18 protein-coding genes are annotated in these 17,806 nt (G+C 26.9%); 7 read left to right on the top strand and 11 right to left on the bottom strand.

Annotated elements, in window-relative coordinates; translation table 11 throughout:
- Positions 1–92 precede the first annotated feature (92 nt).
- From CKV72_RS04890 to CKV72_RS04875, 4 genes are all read right to left on the bottom strand, one after another.
- Positions 93–974: a LysR family transcriptional regulator gene (locus CKV72_RS04890; RefSeq protein ID WP_095177650.1), complete on the bottom strand. Its 882-nt coding sequence runs from the start codon at positions 972–974 to the stop codon at positions 93–95.
- 122 nt (positions 975–1,096) lie between these two features.
- Positions 1,097–2,809, bottom strand: a complete 1,713-nt coding sequence (locus CKV72_RS04885; RefSeq protein ID WP_095177649.1) for a HAMP domain-containing methyl-accepting chemotaxis protein — start codon at positions 2,807–2,809, stop codon at positions 1,097–1,099.
- Positions 2,810–2,830: 21 nt separating this feature from the next.
- On the bottom strand, positions 2,831–3,268 hold the full coding sequence (dut, locus tag CKV72_RS04880) for a dUTP diphosphatase (protein WP_089864058.1): 438 nt from the start codon (positions 3,266–3,268) through the stop codon (positions 2,831–2,833).
- Positions 3,269–3,292: 24 nt separating this feature from the next.
- The gene (locus CKV72_RS04875) at positions 3,293–3,712 is read right to left on the bottom strand and encodes a PPC domain-containing DNA-binding protein (protein WP_095177648.1); all 420 of its coding nucleotides are present in this window, start codon (positions 3,710–3,712) and stop codon (positions 3,293–3,295) included.
- 391 nt (positions 3,713–4,103) lie between these two features.
- On the opposite strand from CKV72_RS04875, the gene CKV72_RS04870 reads away from it, so the two are divergent.
- The 3 genes from CKV72_RS04870 to feoB are packed head-to-tail and all read left to right on the top strand — an operon-like array spanning position 4,104 to position 6,587.
- Positions 4,104–4,325 carry a FeoA family protein gene (locus tag CKV72_RS04870; RefSeq protein ID WP_095177647.1) on the top strand — a complete coding sequence of 74 codons (222 nt, stop codon included), beginning with the start codon at positions 4,104–4,106 and terminating at the stop codon, positions 4,323–4,325.
- A gap of 15 nt (positions 4,326–4,340) precedes the next feature.
- Positions 4,341–4,568, top strand: a complete 228-nt coding sequence (locus tag CKV72_RS04865; RefSeq protein WP_089864053.1) for a FeoA family protein — start codon at positions 4,341–4,343, stop codon at positions 4,566–4,568.
- Between the two features lie 12 nt (positions 4,569–4,580).
- The gene (gene feoB, locus CKV72_RS04860; protein WP_095177646.1) at positions 4,581–6,587 is read left to right on the top strand and encodes a ferrous iron transport protein B; all 2,007 of its coding nucleotides are present in this window, start codon (positions 4,581–4,583) and stop codon (positions 6,585–6,587) included.
- Positions 6,588–6,667: 80 nt separating this feature from the next.
- Here feoB and CKV72_RS04855 read toward each other — a convergent pair whose 3' ends face one another.
- Both CKV72_RS04855 and CKV72_RS04850 read right to left on the bottom strand, forming a co-directional pair.
- Positions 6,668–7,453, bottom strand: coding sequence for an N-acetylmuramoyl-L-alanine amidase (locus CKV72_RS04855; RefSeq protein ID WP_157726536.1), 786 nt, complete (start codon positions 7,451–7,453; stop codon positions 6,668–6,670).
- A 371-nt stretch (positions 7,454–7,824) separates the two neighbouring features.
- Positions 7,825–8,769 (bottom strand): transposase, encoded by a 945-nt coding sequence (locus CKV72_RS04850; RefSeq protein WP_095177644.1) that lies wholly within the window; start codon positions 8,767–8,769, stop codon positions 7,825–7,827.
- 168 nt (positions 8,770–8,937) lie between these two features.
- Here CKV72_RS04850 and CKV72_RS04845 point away from each other — a divergent pair, with 168 nt between their 5' ends.
- Complete coding sequence (locus CKV72_RS04845) at positions 8,938–9,210, top strand: GIY-YIG nuclease family protein (RefSeq protein WP_089864047.1); 273 nt, start codon at positions 8,938–8,940, stop codon at positions 9,208–9,210.
- A gap of 6 nt (positions 9,211–9,216) precedes the next feature.
- Here CKV72_RS04845 and CKV72_RS04840 read toward each other — a convergent pair whose 3' ends face one another.
- The 3 genes from CKV72_RS04840 to CKV72_RS04830 all read right to left on the bottom strand — a co-directional run bounded on the left by CKV72_RS04840 (position 9,217) and on the right by CKV72_RS04830 (position 12,926).
- Positions 9,217–10,602: a CCA tRNA nucleotidyltransferase gene (locus tag CKV72_RS04840; RefSeq protein ID WP_095177643.1), complete on the bottom strand. Its 1,386-nt coding sequence runs from the start codon at positions 10,600–10,602 to the stop codon at positions 9,217–9,219.
- A gap of 64 nt (positions 10,603–10,666) precedes the next feature.
- Positions 10,667–11,836: a nitrogenase component 1 gene (locus CKV72_RS04835; RefSeq protein ID WP_420896639.1), complete on the bottom strand. Its 1,170-nt coding sequence runs from the start codon at positions 11,834–11,836 to the stop codon at positions 10,667–10,669.
- Between the two features lie 343 nt (positions 11,837–12,179).
- Entirely contained in the window at positions 12,180–12,926 is a 747-nt protein-coding gene (locus tag CKV72_RS04830) for an ATP-binding protein (RefSeq protein WP_078024870.1), read from the bottom strand.
- 104 nt (positions 12,927–13,030) lie between these two features.
- Between CKV72_RS04830 and CKV72_RS04825 the strand changes: the two genes are divergently transcribed.
- The 3 genes from CKV72_RS04825 (at position 13,031) to CKV72_RS04815 (ending at position 14,822) form a co-directional block, all read left to right on the top strand.
- Positions 13,031–13,711 (top strand): Crp/Fnr family transcriptional regulator, encoded by a 681-nt coding sequence (locus CKV72_RS04825; RefSeq protein ID WP_078024871.1) that lies wholly within the window; start codon positions 13,031–13,033, stop codon positions 13,709–13,711.
- A gap of 175 nt (positions 13,712–13,886) precedes the next feature.
- Positions 13,887–14,330 (top strand): cell wall hydrolase, encoded by a 444-nt coding sequence (locus tag CKV72_RS04820; protein WP_078024872.1) that lies wholly within the window; start codon positions 13,887–13,889, stop codon positions 14,328–14,330.
- Between the two features lie 21 nt (positions 14,331–14,351).
- A complete protein-coding gene (locus CKV72_RS04815; protein WP_078024873.1) occupies positions 14,352–14,822 on the top strand; it encodes an alginate lyase in 471 nt (156 codons plus the stop codon).
- A gap of 220 nt (positions 14,823–15,042) precedes the next feature.
- Here the strand turns inward: CKV72_RS04815 and CKV72_RS04810 are convergent, their stop codons facing one another.
- Positions 15,043–15,390 (bottom strand): cupin domain-containing protein, encoded by a 348-nt coding sequence (locus CKV72_RS04810; RefSeq protein ID WP_078024874.1) that lies wholly within the window; start codon positions 15,388–15,390, stop codon positions 15,043–15,045.
- Between the two features lie 119 nt (positions 15,391–15,509).
- Positions 15,510–17,672 (bottom strand): YhgE/Pip domain-containing protein, encoded by a 2,163-nt coding sequence (locus CKV72_RS04805; protein ID WP_078024875.1) that lies wholly within the window; start codon positions 17,670–17,672, stop codon positions 15,510–15,512.
- Positions 17,673–17,806 lie beyond the last annotated feature (134 nt).

Raw genomic sequence — 17,806 nt, 5'->3', positions numbered from 1 at the left:
TTTTTATATTGTTATTTTATTGTCAATACTAATATTAATATTTGCTCTTGTTATTGTCCAATTATTATTTGTAATACTAGGATAAGAAATATTTATACACTATTTTCTTTACAAAAGTTTATAAAACTTTTTATAAACTTTTCATTTCCATCTTTTAAATGTATAAAATTAAATTCCCTTTTCATATTAAAATTTTTTATTTTAATTTCTTTCAAAGAACCATCTTTAATATTTTCTTTCACAGCCTCTCGAGAAATTATAGTGCACCCCAAATTAGATTTTACCAAAGAAACTATAGCAGAAATATTTCCTATTTCCATATAAATATTATAGTCGCCTCTTGTTATTCCTATTTTAAATAAATGTTCTTCAAAAATTTGTCTTGTACCAGATCCACTTTCCCTTAAAATTAATTTATCGCCTAAAACTTCTTCTATCGTAACAAAGTTTTTATTAGCAAATTTATGATTTGGAGATGTCACTAGTATTAGTTCATCCTCTTTAAACTTAGTGTATTCTATTTTTTCCTTATCAAAAATTCCTTCGATAACTCCAAGTTCTATTTCTCCTTTATATAACATTTTTATTACAGTATTAGTATTTTCAACCTTCAATATAACATCTATATCATCATTTTCTCTTTTATATTCTCCTATTATTGAAGGGATTACATATCCTCCTATGGTTAAAGTTGCTCCAACTATATACCTTTTATTTACAGAGTCTTTTAATTTCATATGAACTATATTGCTAATACTTTCTACTTGTCTCCCATATTTAAATAAAATTTTGCCCTCTTTTGTTAATTCCATGTTTTTATTTTTATTTTTAAATAATTTTACTCCATAATAATTTTCTAAATACTTTATATGTTGAGATATAGCCGGCTGAGTTAGATTTAATATATTAGCAGCTCTTGTGAAATTTCCTACTTTAACTACAGTTAAAAAAGTTACTAACTTAAAATCAATCATCTTAATTTTGCTCCCTTTTGTTTTTACCCTAAATTAAAAATAGTAAAGTTTTAACACTTTACTATTTTTAATATTATACACTTTATAATATACTTTACTTTTTCTTTATTCAATACATAAATTTATATCTTAAATTTATCAATTATATCATTAAGTTTAATTGCTAATTCATTTTGAGCATCTGTAGAAGTTGCAACTTGTTCCATTGCTACCGCTGTTTCATTAGCACCGGCCATTATTTCTTCAGAACCTGCTGCAGATTCCTCTGCTGTGGCTGAAACATTTTGTATAGCTGCATTTACTTGTTCAATGGATTCTGATATTTGATTTGAAGATATAGTTACATAATCCATTATTTCCTTTATCATTTCAGCATCTATTTCATAATTTTCTCCTGTATCTTTTAATAATTCATAATTGGGATTTACATTGGTTTCCATGAACTTAAGTATGCTTTTACCATTTTCAGATAAGCTATAGAAAGCCCCTTGTATTTTAACTACCATATTTTGAATTTCTGTTACAGCATTAGCAGACTCCTCTGCAAGCTTTCTAACTTCTTCTGCAACTACAGCAAATCCTTTTCCATGTTCTCCTGCCCTTGCTGCTTCAATGGCAGCATTTAAGGCAAGTAAATTGGTTTGTTCTGCAATACTTCCTATGGATTCAGCCATTATCTTAACATCTTCTACCACTTTACCTTCTTCAATAGATTTAATTAAATCTTTTTCATGTTTTTCATATATCATTTTACTATTTTCTATTGCTTTTGTAGCTTTATTTTTTATATCTATAGCCCTATCTTTTATATTATTTACAGTTTCATTAAAGCTATTAGATCTTTGAGCTAATTCCATTGTAGTTGCACCTATTTCCTGAGCAGATGCACTTACCTCTTCTGCAGTAGCACTTAAATCTTGAGAACCTTTCGCTATTCCACCTACTGATTCATTTACAGTTTCAACTTTTGAATAAACTTCTTCTGTAATAGATGATAACTCTTTACTACTAACACTTATATCCCTTGCACTAGTTTCTATTTTGCTTATAATGGCCCTTATATTTTCCTTGGCAATATTTAAAGCCCTAGCAATTTCTCCTATCTCATCTCCCGTTTTTATGTCTATATCCTTTGTTAAATCTCCTTTTTCAATAGCTTTTACAAAATCTACTATTTGTTTTATATTATTTGTTATTCTAGAAGATATGCTCCATCCCATAACAATAGCTAAAATAAAACCTAAGACTATAGATACTATAATTATTTTAAAAGATGCATCATAAGTAGAAGTACTTACTGCCTTCGCCTGTCTAGACATTTTAATGTTTAAATCTATTAATTCATTTAATTGGCTAAACATAATATCCCTAATCTCAGAAATTTGATTCATATGAAATTTAACTTTTTCATAGTCTCTTTTCTCTATTGCTTTCATAATTATACTATGCATATTTATATAATCATCGGAAGACTTTTTAAATCGTTTATATACTTCTTTGTTTTCTCTAGAAGTTATTGTTTTTTCATATATGGCCAAAAGTTCATTATTGCTATTAATTAATTTTTTTATATCATCTTGTAAATAAGACACTTGACCTGAATTTTCCTCAGACGCCATAATAAGTGTATTACATCTTATAGTTAAAAAATTTTCTTTTATATTTCTAATACTGTTTATTCCTAATAGACCTTCATGGTATAACTTTTCTCCATTTGTATTTACTTTTCTCATATTAAATATACCTACAAAACCTACTGCTCCTATTAATAGTGCTATCAATGTATAACTTAAAATTAATTTTTGTACTAATTTCAGATTTTTATGTCTCTTCAATACTGTCTCCCCCTTAATACTTTACTTTCCTGTAGAACCAAATCCACCTTCTCCTCTTTGGCTTTCAGATAATGTATCAACCTCTTCAATACTAACTTTAATAATTGGTTTTATAACCATTTGAGCTATTTTCATTCCTTTTTCTACTTTAAAGCTTTTCTCACCATGATTAATTAATATAATACCTATTTCTCCTCTATATCCTTCATCTATAGTTCCTGGAGTATTTAATACAGTAATTCCATTTCTTAGAGCCAATCCGCTTCTTGGTCTTATTTGTGCTTCTGTATTTTTAGGTAATTCTATACTTATTCCTGTAGATATTAAAGAACGCTCTCCTGGATTTATAACTTTATCTTCTGTTGAAAATAAATCCATTCCTGCATCATTTTCATGAGCATATTGGGGTAATTTTGCATCTTTTTTTAATAATTTTATTTTAATTGTATATTCTGTCAATTTAACTCCTCCCAGCTTATAAAATTAGAATTTTAGTATTTTAATCCCAGTATCTTCATTAATTTCTTTTTCTAAAACATCTTCAATAGGCTCTAAAAAAATTTCTCCCGTAACACTTATTATGGCAGATTGCAAGTGTCCTCCCTTTACATTAAAATCTTTATCACCTAAATTAATATGTAAATGTGGTATTAAATCGCCTTTATATGTAGATACATTACCCATTAAAGACGTAATTTCAAAATCCTCTTTAAATTCTTTTTCATGATATTTTTTATTCTCAAGTTCATATATACCTATAACTACATGATTTGTAGCACCTATGCCTGAAATCTTTGCTGCTTTTATACCTTCCTTTTTACACAATTTTTTAATACTCTTTACTATTTCATCTCCTCTATCTAGTCTTATAACATATTTGTCAACATATTTCTTGTAATCCATAATCATTCTCCTTTTCTTTATTTTTAATAAAAATTACAATTAATATCTATTTGATTATATCATTATTTAAACAATTATTTAATAGTATTTAACAATTCGTCCATTATTTATTATACTATCAATATTATATGATAATTTTTACAATTTTCTCAATATAATTCTTGCTTCAGTTTTAGTGCAAATCCATATTTAACCCTTGGAAATTTTTTCATACCAATAGATTTATTGATAAAAAATAAGCATTCTTTAAGAAAAGCTTATTTTTTATCAATAAATCCAAATTCTGCTTATATATAAAATTAAATAATATTTTATTTTATCTTTACCTATGTTATAATGAATACGTTGTTATGATAACGATTATCAATATCAAATATGTGGAGGTATATCAATGAAAAATTTAAAAGATGTCCCTATAGGACAATCCGTTAAAGTTAAATCTATATCCAATGATCTTTCAAAAAAAAGATTAATGGATATGGGTTTAATTCCTGGAATAACTATTAAAGTAACAGGAAAGGCCCCTTTAGGTGATCCTATAGAGATTTTAGTAAGAAGCTATAAACTTACTCTTAGAAAAAAAGAAGCAGAATCTATATTAGTTGATTACTAAAGAAAGGAGTTTTTTATGGGAAATATGCCATTAACCTTTTTAAATATAGGTGAAAAAGGTATTGTTGAATCCATCAATGGAAGCGATAATATATCGAAAAGACTATATGAAATGGGAATTAATAGAGGTTCTAATATAGAAATTGTTAAAAATGATTTTGGACCTTTAATTGTTTCCTTAACTGGTAGTCGTATTGCTATTAGTAAAGGTTTAGCACAAAAAATACTTATTACTAAAAAATGAGGAGGAATTTAAATGAGTACATTTGCATTAGTAGGTAACCCTAATAGCGGTAAAACTACTCTTTTTAATGCACTTACTGGTACTAACCAACACGTTGGTAACTGGCCAGGTGTAACCGTTGAAAAAAAGGAAGGTTCTTTTAAGTATAAAGATAAACGTTTTAAGGTTATAGATTTACCTGGAACTTATAGTTTTGCTGCATATTCAGAGGATGAATTAATTGCAAGAAATTATATACTTAAAGATGACCCTGATGTGGTAATTAATGTAGTAGATGCAACAAACATAGAAAGAAATCTTTATTTAACTAGTCAATTAATGGAGATGGGTGTTAAAGTTGTTGTTGCTTTAAACATGATGGATGAAGCTACATCACAAAATATTAAAATAGATACAAATAAATTATCTAAAGAACTTGGCGTACCTGTTATACCAATAGTTGCTAAAAGGAAAAAAGGTATTTCTGATTTAATAAAAGAATCTATGAAATTTATAAATGAGAGTTCTTTTAATCCAATTTTATTTAGCTATGGAAAAGAACTTGATGATAAAAAAGAAAAGTTAGTAAAAATCTTAAAAAATGAAAAGTTTAAACTTCCATTTCCTTATAATTGGATAAGCCTTAAGCTTTTAGAAGGTGACGACTATGTATTAAACATGATACAAGAAAATAATCCTTCTGAATTATTAATAAAAGAAATAGATCTTTTAAAAGAAAAAAATGACGATTATGAATTAGCAGTAGTAGATAAAAGATATGAATTTATATCTGATATTGTATCTAAATGCATTACCCGTCCCTCTACTTCTCAAGCTACTTTATCTGATAAAATCGATAAATGGGTAACAAATAAATGGCTTGGAATACCTATTTTCGCAGCAATTATGTATTTAATTTTCCAATTAACTTTTACTATTGGACAAGATATGCTTGGTGAGTTAGCAGCAGGAGCAATAGAAAGCCTTGGGGAATCCACAACAAATTTTTTAGTTGGTTTAAATTCTCCTGAATGGCTAGTTTCCTTTGTAGGAGAAGGTATATTTGGTGGTATAGGAGCCGTTGTGGAATTTCTTCCTTTAATTATGGTTTTATATTTATTAATGGGAATACTTGAAGATACAGGTTACATGGCAAGAGCTGCTTACGTTATGGATAGATTAATGAGAGCTTTGGGTCTTCATGGTAAAACCTTTGTATCCATGATAATTGGATTTGGGTGTAATGTTCCTGGAATTATGGCTGCAAGAACTTTAGAAAGTAAAAAAGATAGAATGATTGCAATTTTAATAAATCCTTTTATGTCTTGTAGTGCTAGAATACCTATATATTTAGTATTTATCGCTGCATTTTTCCCAAATAACGGAGCACTAGTAATCTTCTTACTTTATGTTTTAGGAATTATAACTGCATTAATAGTAGGAAAAGTATTAAGTAAAACTCTATTTAAAGGAGAAAGTTCTTATTTTATTATGGAACTTCCACCTTATAGACTTCCAACCTTAAAGGGAGTACTTTTAAATATGTGGGATAAAGTAGGTGCTTTCTTAAAAAGAGCAGGAACAATTATCTTTTCTGTAGTTACTATATTATGGGTTTTAGGTGTACTTCCTTATGGAGTAGAACCTAATAGTGAAGCTAGCATATTAGGACAAATTGGTTCCTTTATAGCTCCTTTATTTAAACCTGCTGGTTTTGGAAATTGGCAAGCATCAGTTGGTCTATTTACTGGAATAGTTGCAAAGGAAGCAGTAGTAGCAACTCTTGGAATGGTTTATGCTGGTGTTGAAGAAGGTTCAAAATTAATTAGTGCTGTACAAGGTGTCTTTACGCCACTAACTGCTGTATCTTTTATGGTTATGACTCTTTTATATACACCTTGTGCTGCTGCTATCGGCACAATTAAAAAAGAAACTAATTCTACAAAATGGACTCTATTTTCTATAGCATATACCTTTGTATTAGCTTGGGTAGTATCCGTTTTAATTTACCAAGTAGGGTCTTTGTTAGGTTTTAAATAGGGATAGTTAAATAGGGACGGTTCATTTTTTCACATCAAAAAGGAAGAAATTTTAATGAATTTCTTCCTTTTTTAATTAATTTAAATTATTGGTATTTTTAAAATTGCTTCATCTTCTGCAACAATTTTACCCTTGTTGTTATATCCTTTTACTTTTATTTTATAAGAGTTTCCTTTAGAAAAATACTGCCCCTCATTTCTAATTTTTATAATTTTGCTAGCATTTTTCTCAAGCTTACCATATTTAAAATTAGGTGGCACTATATCAAATGCCCAACTTGCCTTTTCATCGGTATCTACCCAACCAAACGCTCTTACAACATCTGACGAATAGTCTTTTATTATTAACTCCACAACAGCTTCTCCTTTATAACCTGTATAAGCTTTAGCTTCTATTTTTATAAAAGATTGATTCCTTAATTGCTCTCCTTTTTTTATAGCTAATTTTATTTCCTCTAAAGGATAATTAATTCCTGGACAATCTGTAGAATATACATCTTTATGTCCATATATATTTACTATATCGTATTTGTTTTTTAAATATATTCCAAGTTCTATTAATGACTTTTTTTGAACTTGTCCCATAGTTTCTTTCATAAAATTACCTTCTGCACAAATACCAATAGAATTTAAATTTGATCTTAAACTATGCGCTCCCACCGCATTTTCAGGTCTTCCTCTCCAAATAGAACCATCCTTTCTAACCAAGAAATGATATCCACATCCACTCCATCCTTGTTCTAAATGCCATCTATGAATGTCTTCAATAGTAGCTTTTGTGGCCTCTGTATGATGATATATAATTTTATTAGGATTATTTGTATATACTAATTTTTTAAATTTTAAATTACTTTCATTTATTTTCAATTGTGAACTCACCTCTTAAATATTAGTTATTGAAATTTATATAAGTTTGTCTAATATAATATTATTCAAGAAAAGATAAAAAAGATAAAAAGGGACGGTTCAGTTGAATCTTTATTTATCTTAGAACCGTCCCTTTTTACTCCCTTTTTACTAATTACCTACATAAACTAATTTTATATAGTATTTTTTAATTATTAATACATTGATAATGCTTGTCCATATTAATTATAAACATACTAATAAAACCTTCTATTAGATTTAAAATAAAAGGTCTATCTATAAATTACATTAATTTTTTAATTTCATTTATAAAATGTAATAATCAATAATTAAAAAATCTACGGATAAATAATTATAAAAAATATTAAATATTAAGTACAAGCAACTGTTTTTGAGTTACTATATTCAGAAATAAACTTATTCATTAGATCTTTATACTTATCTTCTGTTGATATTAGTTCAACTCCAATAGAACAGAGTCTTGATATCGATGATTGAGTGATATTCCCTAGAACTTTGCATATATCCTTGCATCTATAGTTACAAAAACTTCTCATGAAAAGGCACGCTAAGGCTTTTACAATTTTTGAGTTTTGTGTCTTTTGTATATGATACATTACTTGCTTTATTCCTGTTTCTTTTTCAATAAACTTTAATATTTCATCTGGCTCAAAGTTTCGTACTATTATCTTTCTTTCACTTCTATATTCTGTTTTTTCATCTTGAAATTCTAATTCTTTTTTTATTTTTTCATCATCACATATGTAAACTAATTTAGCATAGTTCTCCCTAGCTTCTTTTACATTATTACTAAAATACTGCATTATAAATGCTTCATCTAAAAGACCTGTGTCATCTTTTTCAAGACCTAAGTATACTTTCAAACTTGAGTATTTATACTTTTCTGGGCATTTTTCATATCCTTTTATATCTAACACATTGTTATGAATGTAGGCAGATAATGTAATAAGATATCTTTGTGTATCAACTATTTTACTTTTAAATCTGTCTTGAAATAAAGGTCCCCTTCTTTTATTAATTTTATTAAAATTTATTGCATAGCTAAGATTTTGTCCCTGCATTATTTTTGATATATCTGCTCCATTAGAATCTATTATAAAATGTCCATGATTTGTCATTAGGCAATATGCATACACTTTAAAACCATATTGTTTTTGATATTCCCTCATCTTATTTAAATATCTAATTTTATCTTCATGTTTCTTAAATAGGGGGACTTCTGTTATGCTTCTTACCATTACATGATATATAGCATCCTCTGATTTTTGTCTTCTAACTCTTGGCAATAAAAACACCTCGTTCCATATTTTATATCCTAATTATCCCCACGAAATGAAGTTTTTATTCAATTTATTTTAAGTCATGAACAATACCCTTTTCTCCTCTTTAAACTTTTTATGGATAATTTAAATGAACCGTCCCTTATTTTCTTTTTTATGTTACAATACTATAGGTGATTAAATATGTGTTACGTATATATACTTCAGTGTAATGATAATACTTTATACACTGGGTGGACAAACAATTTAGAAAAAAGAATAGACACTCATTCAAAAGGAAAAGCTTCTAAATATACACGAGCTAGACTTCCAATAAAGCTTGTATATTACGAAGAATATGAAGATAAAATTTCCGCTCAAAAAAGGGAATATGAAATAAAACAATTTAAAAGATCAGATAAACTTAAACTTATTAATAGTAAATTAACAGAAAAAAAGAAGAACCCTTCATTATAATAACTTTTAGGATTCTTCTTTTTTAATATATTTTATCAATTCTTCTTTTTTATTTAGCTCTGGATTTTCTAAAACTAATTCTAATAACATATTTAAAGTTTTACCTATAGATTTTCCATTTTTATATCCTAAATCTATTAAATCCTTACCATTAATGGCTAAATCCTTCAAAGTAAAACATTCATCTTCTTTTAATATTTTTTCTAAAAATTTTTTTGCATTTACTATCTTTTCATATCTTTTTTCAAAAAATATCGGATTTTGAGCTCTTATATCCCCTTCTTTAACTTTTAATAAATCTATAAAAAGCTCAGTTCCTATTTTACTTAACAACCTTTTAATATTTTTCTTATTTTCTATAGGATAATGATGATACTTTATTAAAGAAGTAACTTTATCTATAGTCTTATTATCATATTTTAATCTTTTTAAAATGTCTTTGGCCATATTACTAGATATTTTCTCATGTCCATAAAAATGATCCACACCTTTGTTATCTGTAGTTTTACATTTAGGTTTTCCTATATCATGTAAAAGCATAGTAAGTTTTACAGGTATCTTATTATTATCATTTTGAAAATTAGGAATTAACCGTCCCCCTAAATCTAAACTGCAAATTAAGTGTTCTCCTAAATTATATATATGATAGGGATTATTTTGCTCTATATTTTTGCAAACATCATATTCCGGTAAAAAGCTTTGTAAAATTCCATATTCATTTAATTCTCTAATCTTACATGGATTAGGTGATAAAAGTATTTTGTTAAATTCCTCTCTAATTCTTTCCATGGATACATTTTTAATATTGCTACTTAATTTTTTTATGGCCTCTTTTGTATTACTTTCTATTTGAAAATCTAATTGAGCAGAAAATCTAACCGCTCTAATCATTCTTAGTGCATCTTCTGAAAATCTTTTTATTGGGTCTCCTACAGATTTAATAACCTTATTTTTTAAATCTTCTATACCATTAAAATAATCTACTAGTCCTACTTTATTGTTATATGCCATGGCATTTATGGTAAAATCTCTACGGCTTAAATCCTCTTTCAAATTATTTGTAAATTCAACTTTATCAGGATGTCTACCATCTAAATAATCGCCATCAACCCTATATGTGGTTATTTCGTATCCAATATAATTTATAAAAACAGTAACTGTTCCAAACTTAATTCCCGTTTCCACCACATTATATCCTAAAGATTTAAATATTTTTATAACTTGTTCTCCTTTGGCATTTGTTGTAATATCCCAATCATGAGGAATTCTGTTTAAAAGACTGTCCCTGACACATCCTCCTACGGCATAGGCTTCATATCTATATTTTTCTAAAGTGTCTATAATAAATTCCACTTCTTTTGGAAGGTTTATCTTTATATTTTTCTCTATCATATTTAAACTCCTTTATTTTTAAGGATCTTGTAACTTAAACTAATGCTAACTTATATATTGAAATTTAAACATCCATAAAACTTAAACTATTTAATATTTGTTCCACTATCATAAGAGACCCCTTTATACCAAAAATAGATTTAGGTATAACATTAATATATCCTAAAGTTGGAAGGCTTATCTCTACCCCTGTGAATTTTTTTCCCTTTGCGCGAAGTTGTAATATAGTATTTCCATCTCCAAATACTATATGTGCTGTATTCTCATAAATAGATGTTGTTAAAGCCCTTTTATAACCTATATTATCTAAAGAATTATAAAGTTTTTCATAAAATATGCCCTTTCCCTCTGGTATTTCAATGGACAAGGGTATCATTCCTAAATAACTGTATAGCCATTTAGCTAAAGCATAAGCAGTGGAAGTCTCTCCTTTTATAGAAAAAGTGCATCCTTTTGGCAATCCTGTTAAAGAATTAAACCTAGATATATAAATATAACTTCTTGCCTTTGCCCTTTCTAATTCCTCTTTAAACAAAGTATTATCTCCATTTAACTTATAACATACATTATATACAAAATTTTCAGTAGCCTCAAATCCTATAGGCACACCTTCATCTAAAATCATGTAAGGTATATTAAAGTTTTCCTCCATCCATTTAGCTATTTTTAGACCATATTCAGGATATAAAACCACATTATATTCTGCCTTTAAAGCATCTTTAATATTTTCAATGCTCTCCCCTGCACAAATAGTTGATATAGTTTTTATATTACAAAGCTTTAAAAGTCTCTTTATTTCCTTTATATTTCCTTGGAAATATTTATCATATATTGAAATACCTATTAAATTTACACTTTTAGGTGTAACCTCATTTCTATTTTTTAAAAGTATTGACAATACATTAATAATAGCATTTTGAAATCCCTCGTTAAAAGTACCTGAAAAACCTGTACTTTCCATAGAAAAATACAAACAATCTCCCATCTCTTCCTTAATTAATCTATCCAAATCATCTCCAATTAAAGCTGCTCCAGGTGAGTTTATTACCGCTAAAAGTTTACATCCCTTACCTTTAATCTCCCTTAATAATTTTATCAATTTATTCTGAGAACCATAAACATAATCATATCCATCAAGATAAGTACAAGGAACCCTTGGCTGTCCAAAATAAAACTCTTCCGGATAATTTAGTGGATCAAAAGACAGTTGGGTTGGAAGCTGTTCATCTGAAATAGCACTATGATATAATTTACAACCTGTAGGTCCATTTAGTATAACCGTCCCCTCTTTTACTAAAAGGAAATTTTCTTTAAGGAGTTACACTAGCTTTCCTTGGTTTAAAAAATAGGGATATGTGGTGTAAAAAGCATTTGAACAAAATTAGAGATTCTAAGTTATTTTGACAAAATATATGTATGTTCCAAATTATTGTTCGAGCGTTCATTAAGTTTAATTTGGAACCATATATTTTAAACAAAAATAACTTAGAATCCCTTATTGAAGTGATTTGCCTTTGTAACCACATATCCCTTTTTTAAACCAAGGATACTATAACCCCTTTTAGGTCGTAATTTCCTTATTTTATTCTTCCATCTGTACTTATTATTACTTCATTAAAAGGTACTATAGTCTCTGACTTTAACATAGCTTGTTTGACTGCATTTACTATACCACCACAACAAGGCACTTCCATTCTTGCTACAGTTATACTTTTTATGTTATTGTTTTTCAATATTTCTGCTATTTTTTCTTTATAATATTCATTATCATCCAATTTCGGGCACCCTATTAATGTTATACGGTTCTTTATAAATTTATTATGGAAATCCCCATAAGCATATGCAGTACAATCTCCCGCTATTAATAAATCTGCATCTTGAAGATATGGTGCTCTTGTATTAATTAATTTTATTTGCACAGGCCATTGTTGTAATTCTGAACCCATAGTTATTTTTCTATGACTTTTATCATCTTCTTTTTCTATATTTAAATTAACATTTTTTATTGGTCTCTTAATAGATCTCGCCATAGTTCCTGGACACCCACAAGGCATTTTATCTTTATTATTTTTTTCTAATGAATCTTTCATATTCATTTTCTTTTGTACTAATTCTTCATTATATTCAGCAGCTTCTCTTTCTATTATTTTTATTGCTCCTGTAGGACATTCTGGAAGGCAATCTCCTAATCCATCACAGTATTCATCACTAATTAAAACTGCCTTACCCTCTATTAGTTCTATAGCTCCTTCATGACAAGCTGACACACATAATCCACATCCATTACATTTTTCTTTATCTATATCAACTATTTTTCTAATCATCTTCATATTCCCCCTCATTGATTTTCTATACTTATTATAGTACTATTATGTAAATAATTCTGTAACCAATGTTACCACTATAAAATCTAAGGAGGTTTATTTTTATGAACAATAATGTATTTTTTACTTTAAGTAAATGTATATTATTCAGAAACTTTGAAGAAAAATGCATAGAAAAAATTATTAAGAATATAAATTATAAAGTAAAAGATTATAAAAAAGATGAAGTAATAGCTATAGAAGGTGATTACTGTTCTAATATAGGTATTGTATTAGACGGTATTATAGAAATACAAAAACTATTTTCTTCAGGAAAAACTGTAACAATTACAAGCCTAGTTAAAGGAGATATTTTTGGTGAAGTTATTGTGTTTTCTTCCATGAATAAGTATCCTTCTACTATACTCTCTACTTCTAATAGTAAAATTATGTTTATATCAAAAGAAGACATTATTAAACTTTGTAGTTTAGATCCTTTAATTTTAAATAACTTAATGGGGCTGTTATCCAATAAGATATTGATGTTAAACAAAAAAGTTAGAAATTTATCTTATGAAACTATTAGGCAAAAAATTTCTAGTTTTTTATTGGAACAGTATACAAATCAAAATAGTTTGACTATAAGGCTAAATGTTTCCAGAAAAGCCTTAGCTGAAATTTTTGGTATTCCAAGGCCTTCTCTCTCTAGAGAACTTATTAACATGAAAAATGATGATTTAATAGATTTTGAAAAAAATATAATAACTATAAAAGATTTAGAAGCTTTAGAAGAGATTTTATATTAAATAAATCATACCATAATAAATTTATCTCAATACAAGTATTTTTTATATAAAGCTTTATATAAAAATAATAATAAATTCATATTATGAATTTTTAATAAAAGTTTGAATATTTAGTACTTTTTTTTATAATATGAATAAATTAATATTGTAATGACTTTTTATGAGGTGTATTCTTATGGCATATTCCGATAGGGAATTATTAGCTAGAATCATAAAATGTGAAGCTGGCGGCGAAGGTGATGATGGAATGAAGGCTGTAGCTACTGTAATTATGAATAGAGTTAGAGTACCTTATGGTGAATATCACAGGATTGGTCAAGGAAATATAAGAAACATCATTTACCAAACTGGTCAATTTGATTGTGTTAGAGATGTACTAAAAGGTGTCCCTAATCCACAAACTATTTGGGCTAATCCGCCAGAACAAATACATTATGATATAGCTGATTGGGCATTATCTGGTAATAGACTATATAATATAGGATATTCCCTTTGGTATTTTAACCCTTACCGTCCAAAATGCCCTACTACTTTCCCATCAAATGGAGTGGGTATTTTTCAAGTTAAAGTTAATCAGCATTGCTTTTACAACCCAACTGAGTTATATGCACAAACTTAATTAATAATTAGGAGGAATTTTATGTTTATTGATGATTATTCTTATTTAGAAAATAATACCGGTGGCGATAACATGAATATGAGACCTATGCCTTACATGACTTGGGGTAATTTCCCAATGTATGATCCACATATGAATAATATGAATTCTTGTACAGATAACATAGACTATGACAATATGAATAGAAGCTGCAACATACCTAATGGATGTGATAATGCTATATATACTGTTAATGCATCGCCTACAGGTACTAATCAACCTAATACTGTACCTTCTGTAGAAAATGATAATTTATACACTCAAGGTTTTTTAAGAAATCAAATAGGTAAAAAAGTAAAAATAGAATTTTTAATAGGCACTAATATGTTAATGGATAGAGAAGGTATCCTATTAGATGTTGGCATAAGCTACGTTTTAATAAGAGAAGTAGATACTAATGACTTAGTCATGGCAGATATGTACTCCATAAAGTTTGTAAGAATATTTGACTAAATCTTACACTAAACAATAAATAAAAAAATTTTTACTTATCATAAAATAAATAGCTATGAAATATTAGTATAGTAAATGCACTTAATATTTCATAGCTTTTTAATTTAATATAGTTTATAAAAACTTATAATTTACAAATTTAAAATATATATTTTATCTACATTCATTTTAATTTATACTATGCTAGTCTTTTATAAGAATTGAAATATGTGCTAAAAAGCTATTGTAAACTAAAAACTACTGTTAATAGCATTTTAAATCTTTCTGTAGCTAATAATGCATGAGGTACATTTGCAGGCATTACTATAGTTTCACCTTTTTTAACATTAAATTTTTCTTCTCCTATAGTTATTTCTGCTTCTCCGTCTAAAATATATACCATAGCATCTCCTGAAGCTGAATGAGAACTTATTTCTTCCCCTTTATCAAAAGCAAATAAAGTTACACTCAGTGGTTTTCCTTGTGCTAAAGTCCTACTTACTACTCTTCCTTCTTCATAATTTACTAAAGATTCCATTTCTATTGGTTTTGCAAAATCTATATTTTTTATTAATGTTTTTTTTATCATATAATAAAACCTCCTTTTAATGTTTTATAAAACATATTCTTTAAAAAGTAATTTTCTATATTTATATAATAATATTTTCCAACTAAAAATTCTGTAACCAATGTTACTTATTAAATTATTTATTCTCCTACTACTCCACTTTCCTTAAATTTTTTTACAAAATTTTTATTTATTTTATCTAATTTTTTCTTTAATAATAAAGCCAATAAAATCGATAAAGTAAAATAAATTAATAATACTACTATGTCTCTTAAAAGTATAGCTTCTATAGCTCCTCCTACCGCTTCTCTCATACCTGATATAGCATAAGTAAAAGGTAATAGTGGATTTATATTTTGAAAAAATGGTGATGTAACTTCTATTGGAAATGTTCCTCCTGAAGCAGATATCTGAAGTACTAAAAGTATTACTCCTAACGCCTTTCCTATATTTCCAAATACAGATACTAATGTGTATATTATCATAGAAAACACTATACTTATAAATATTGAAAATAAAATAAATATGGGTTTATTTGAAACATATACTTTTAATAAATATATATCTCCCAAACTAACTATCAAAGCTTGAAATATAGCTATAGTCATAAATGTAAAATATCTACCAAAATATTTTTCATGTACTTTTAATTTCTTTACTCCTTTTATATCTTTTACCTCTACTGAAAGTATAGAAACTAAAATTAATGCTCCTACCCAAAGTGATAAAGTTGTAAAAAAAGGTGTCATTGCTGATCCATAATTAGGAATAGGATAAATTCTATTTTCTTTTATTTTTATAGGATTAGATATAAAATCACTTTCCATTCTAGAATCATTTTTCATTAATTTTATTATTTCATTTAATCTTTCATCATTGTCTAAAGTTTTGAGTCTATTAGTTAATTCCTTTATGGACTTTTCTATAGACGGTAAATTGGATTTAAGAATTTTTATTCCTCTTATACCTTTTTCTGCTCCTGTATAACCATTTTCTAATAATTCTGTTGCTTGTGGTAAATTTTCATTGGCATTTTTTAATAATTGTATTGTATTGTCTGCTGTAACTATTAAATCATTAAGAACATTATTTATAGCCGGTACTATTTTGGGATTAAAATCATCTATAATTTTTTCTAATATAGCATCTATTTCATTAGATTTATCTTTTAATCTATTTAACGTCTCTAAAGATACTTCTTCACCTTTATCTAAGGAAGATATTATACTATTTATGTTATCTATTTTATTATTTGTTCTTTCTTTCATAGCTTTAATCTTGTTTTCAAAATCATTCATTACAATATTATTTTTATCTTTATTTATAATTTCAACTAACTCTAATATACTATTTAAAATTTCTTTCACGTTATTTAACTTATCCTTTGCTAATACTAAATTTTCTTTAGCTTTAGAAGAGTTTTTTTCAATTAATCCTAATCCTTCTTCTATTAAAATTTCTGATGTATTATTTATTTTTTTAGCTATAATTAGATCCTGTTTTATATAAGGAGCTACATTGTTTATTCCTTCTTTAGATTTTGATAAAAATACCTTAGTTTTATCTCCTGCAATTAGCGCTCTATTTATAGTATCTTTTATTAAAGGAATATCCTTATTTATTTTTTCTATAAATTCTTCTAATGTTATAGCACCTTTTTCTAACTTATCTATAGAAGAATTTATTTCAGGTATTTTATCATTAACATAAAAAATCATATTCATTAAATCTTTAAGTTTTGGTTTTCCCTTTTCTAATTCTATTCCTAAATTATTGAATATTTCAAATATAATACCATTTACTGTTCTTACAAATGTCTTTGTAATTTCACTTTGCACTGTTGTAACACCGGTACTTGTTATTTTTGGTGCTACTGCATTAATTTTTTCATTTACAGAATAAATCAATACAGGTTTTTCTTGTTTATCTCTAGTTATAGATAAAATTTTATAAGAAAAGTCTTCTGGAATCACTATACTAGCATAATACTTTCCATGTTTCACTCCTCTTTCTGCTTCTTTTTCATCAACAAATTTCCATCCAATGTTTTTATTCATTTTTAATTTATTTACAAGTTCTTTCCCCACATTAATACTTTCTTCTTTAAAAAAAGCAGGTTTATCTTTATTTACTACAGCTACAGATATAGATTTTGTATTAGAATATGGATCCCAAGAAGATTTTATGTTAAACCAAGCATATAAAGAAGGCAATATCATAAGCCCTAGCATTACAACAATAGCTACCCAATTTGTTATTATATTTTTTATATCTCTTTTATAAATTCTGAAAATATTCTTCACAAAATTACCTCTTTTCACCCTTTGTAGAAAAACATATTACAGTAAAAAATTCTCTTATAAACTTTAGTATTTCTATATTTACAACTTTAAATACCTAATTTTTAATATATTTTATTATATTATTTATTTAATTT

Source organism: Clostridium cochlearium, assembly GCF_900187165.1.
Taxonomy (GTDB): domain Bacteria; phylum Bacillota; class Clostridia; order Clostridiales; family Clostridiaceae; genus Clostridium_G; species Clostridium_G cochlearium.
This window is presented reverse-complemented; position numbering and strand designations above follow the sequence as displayed.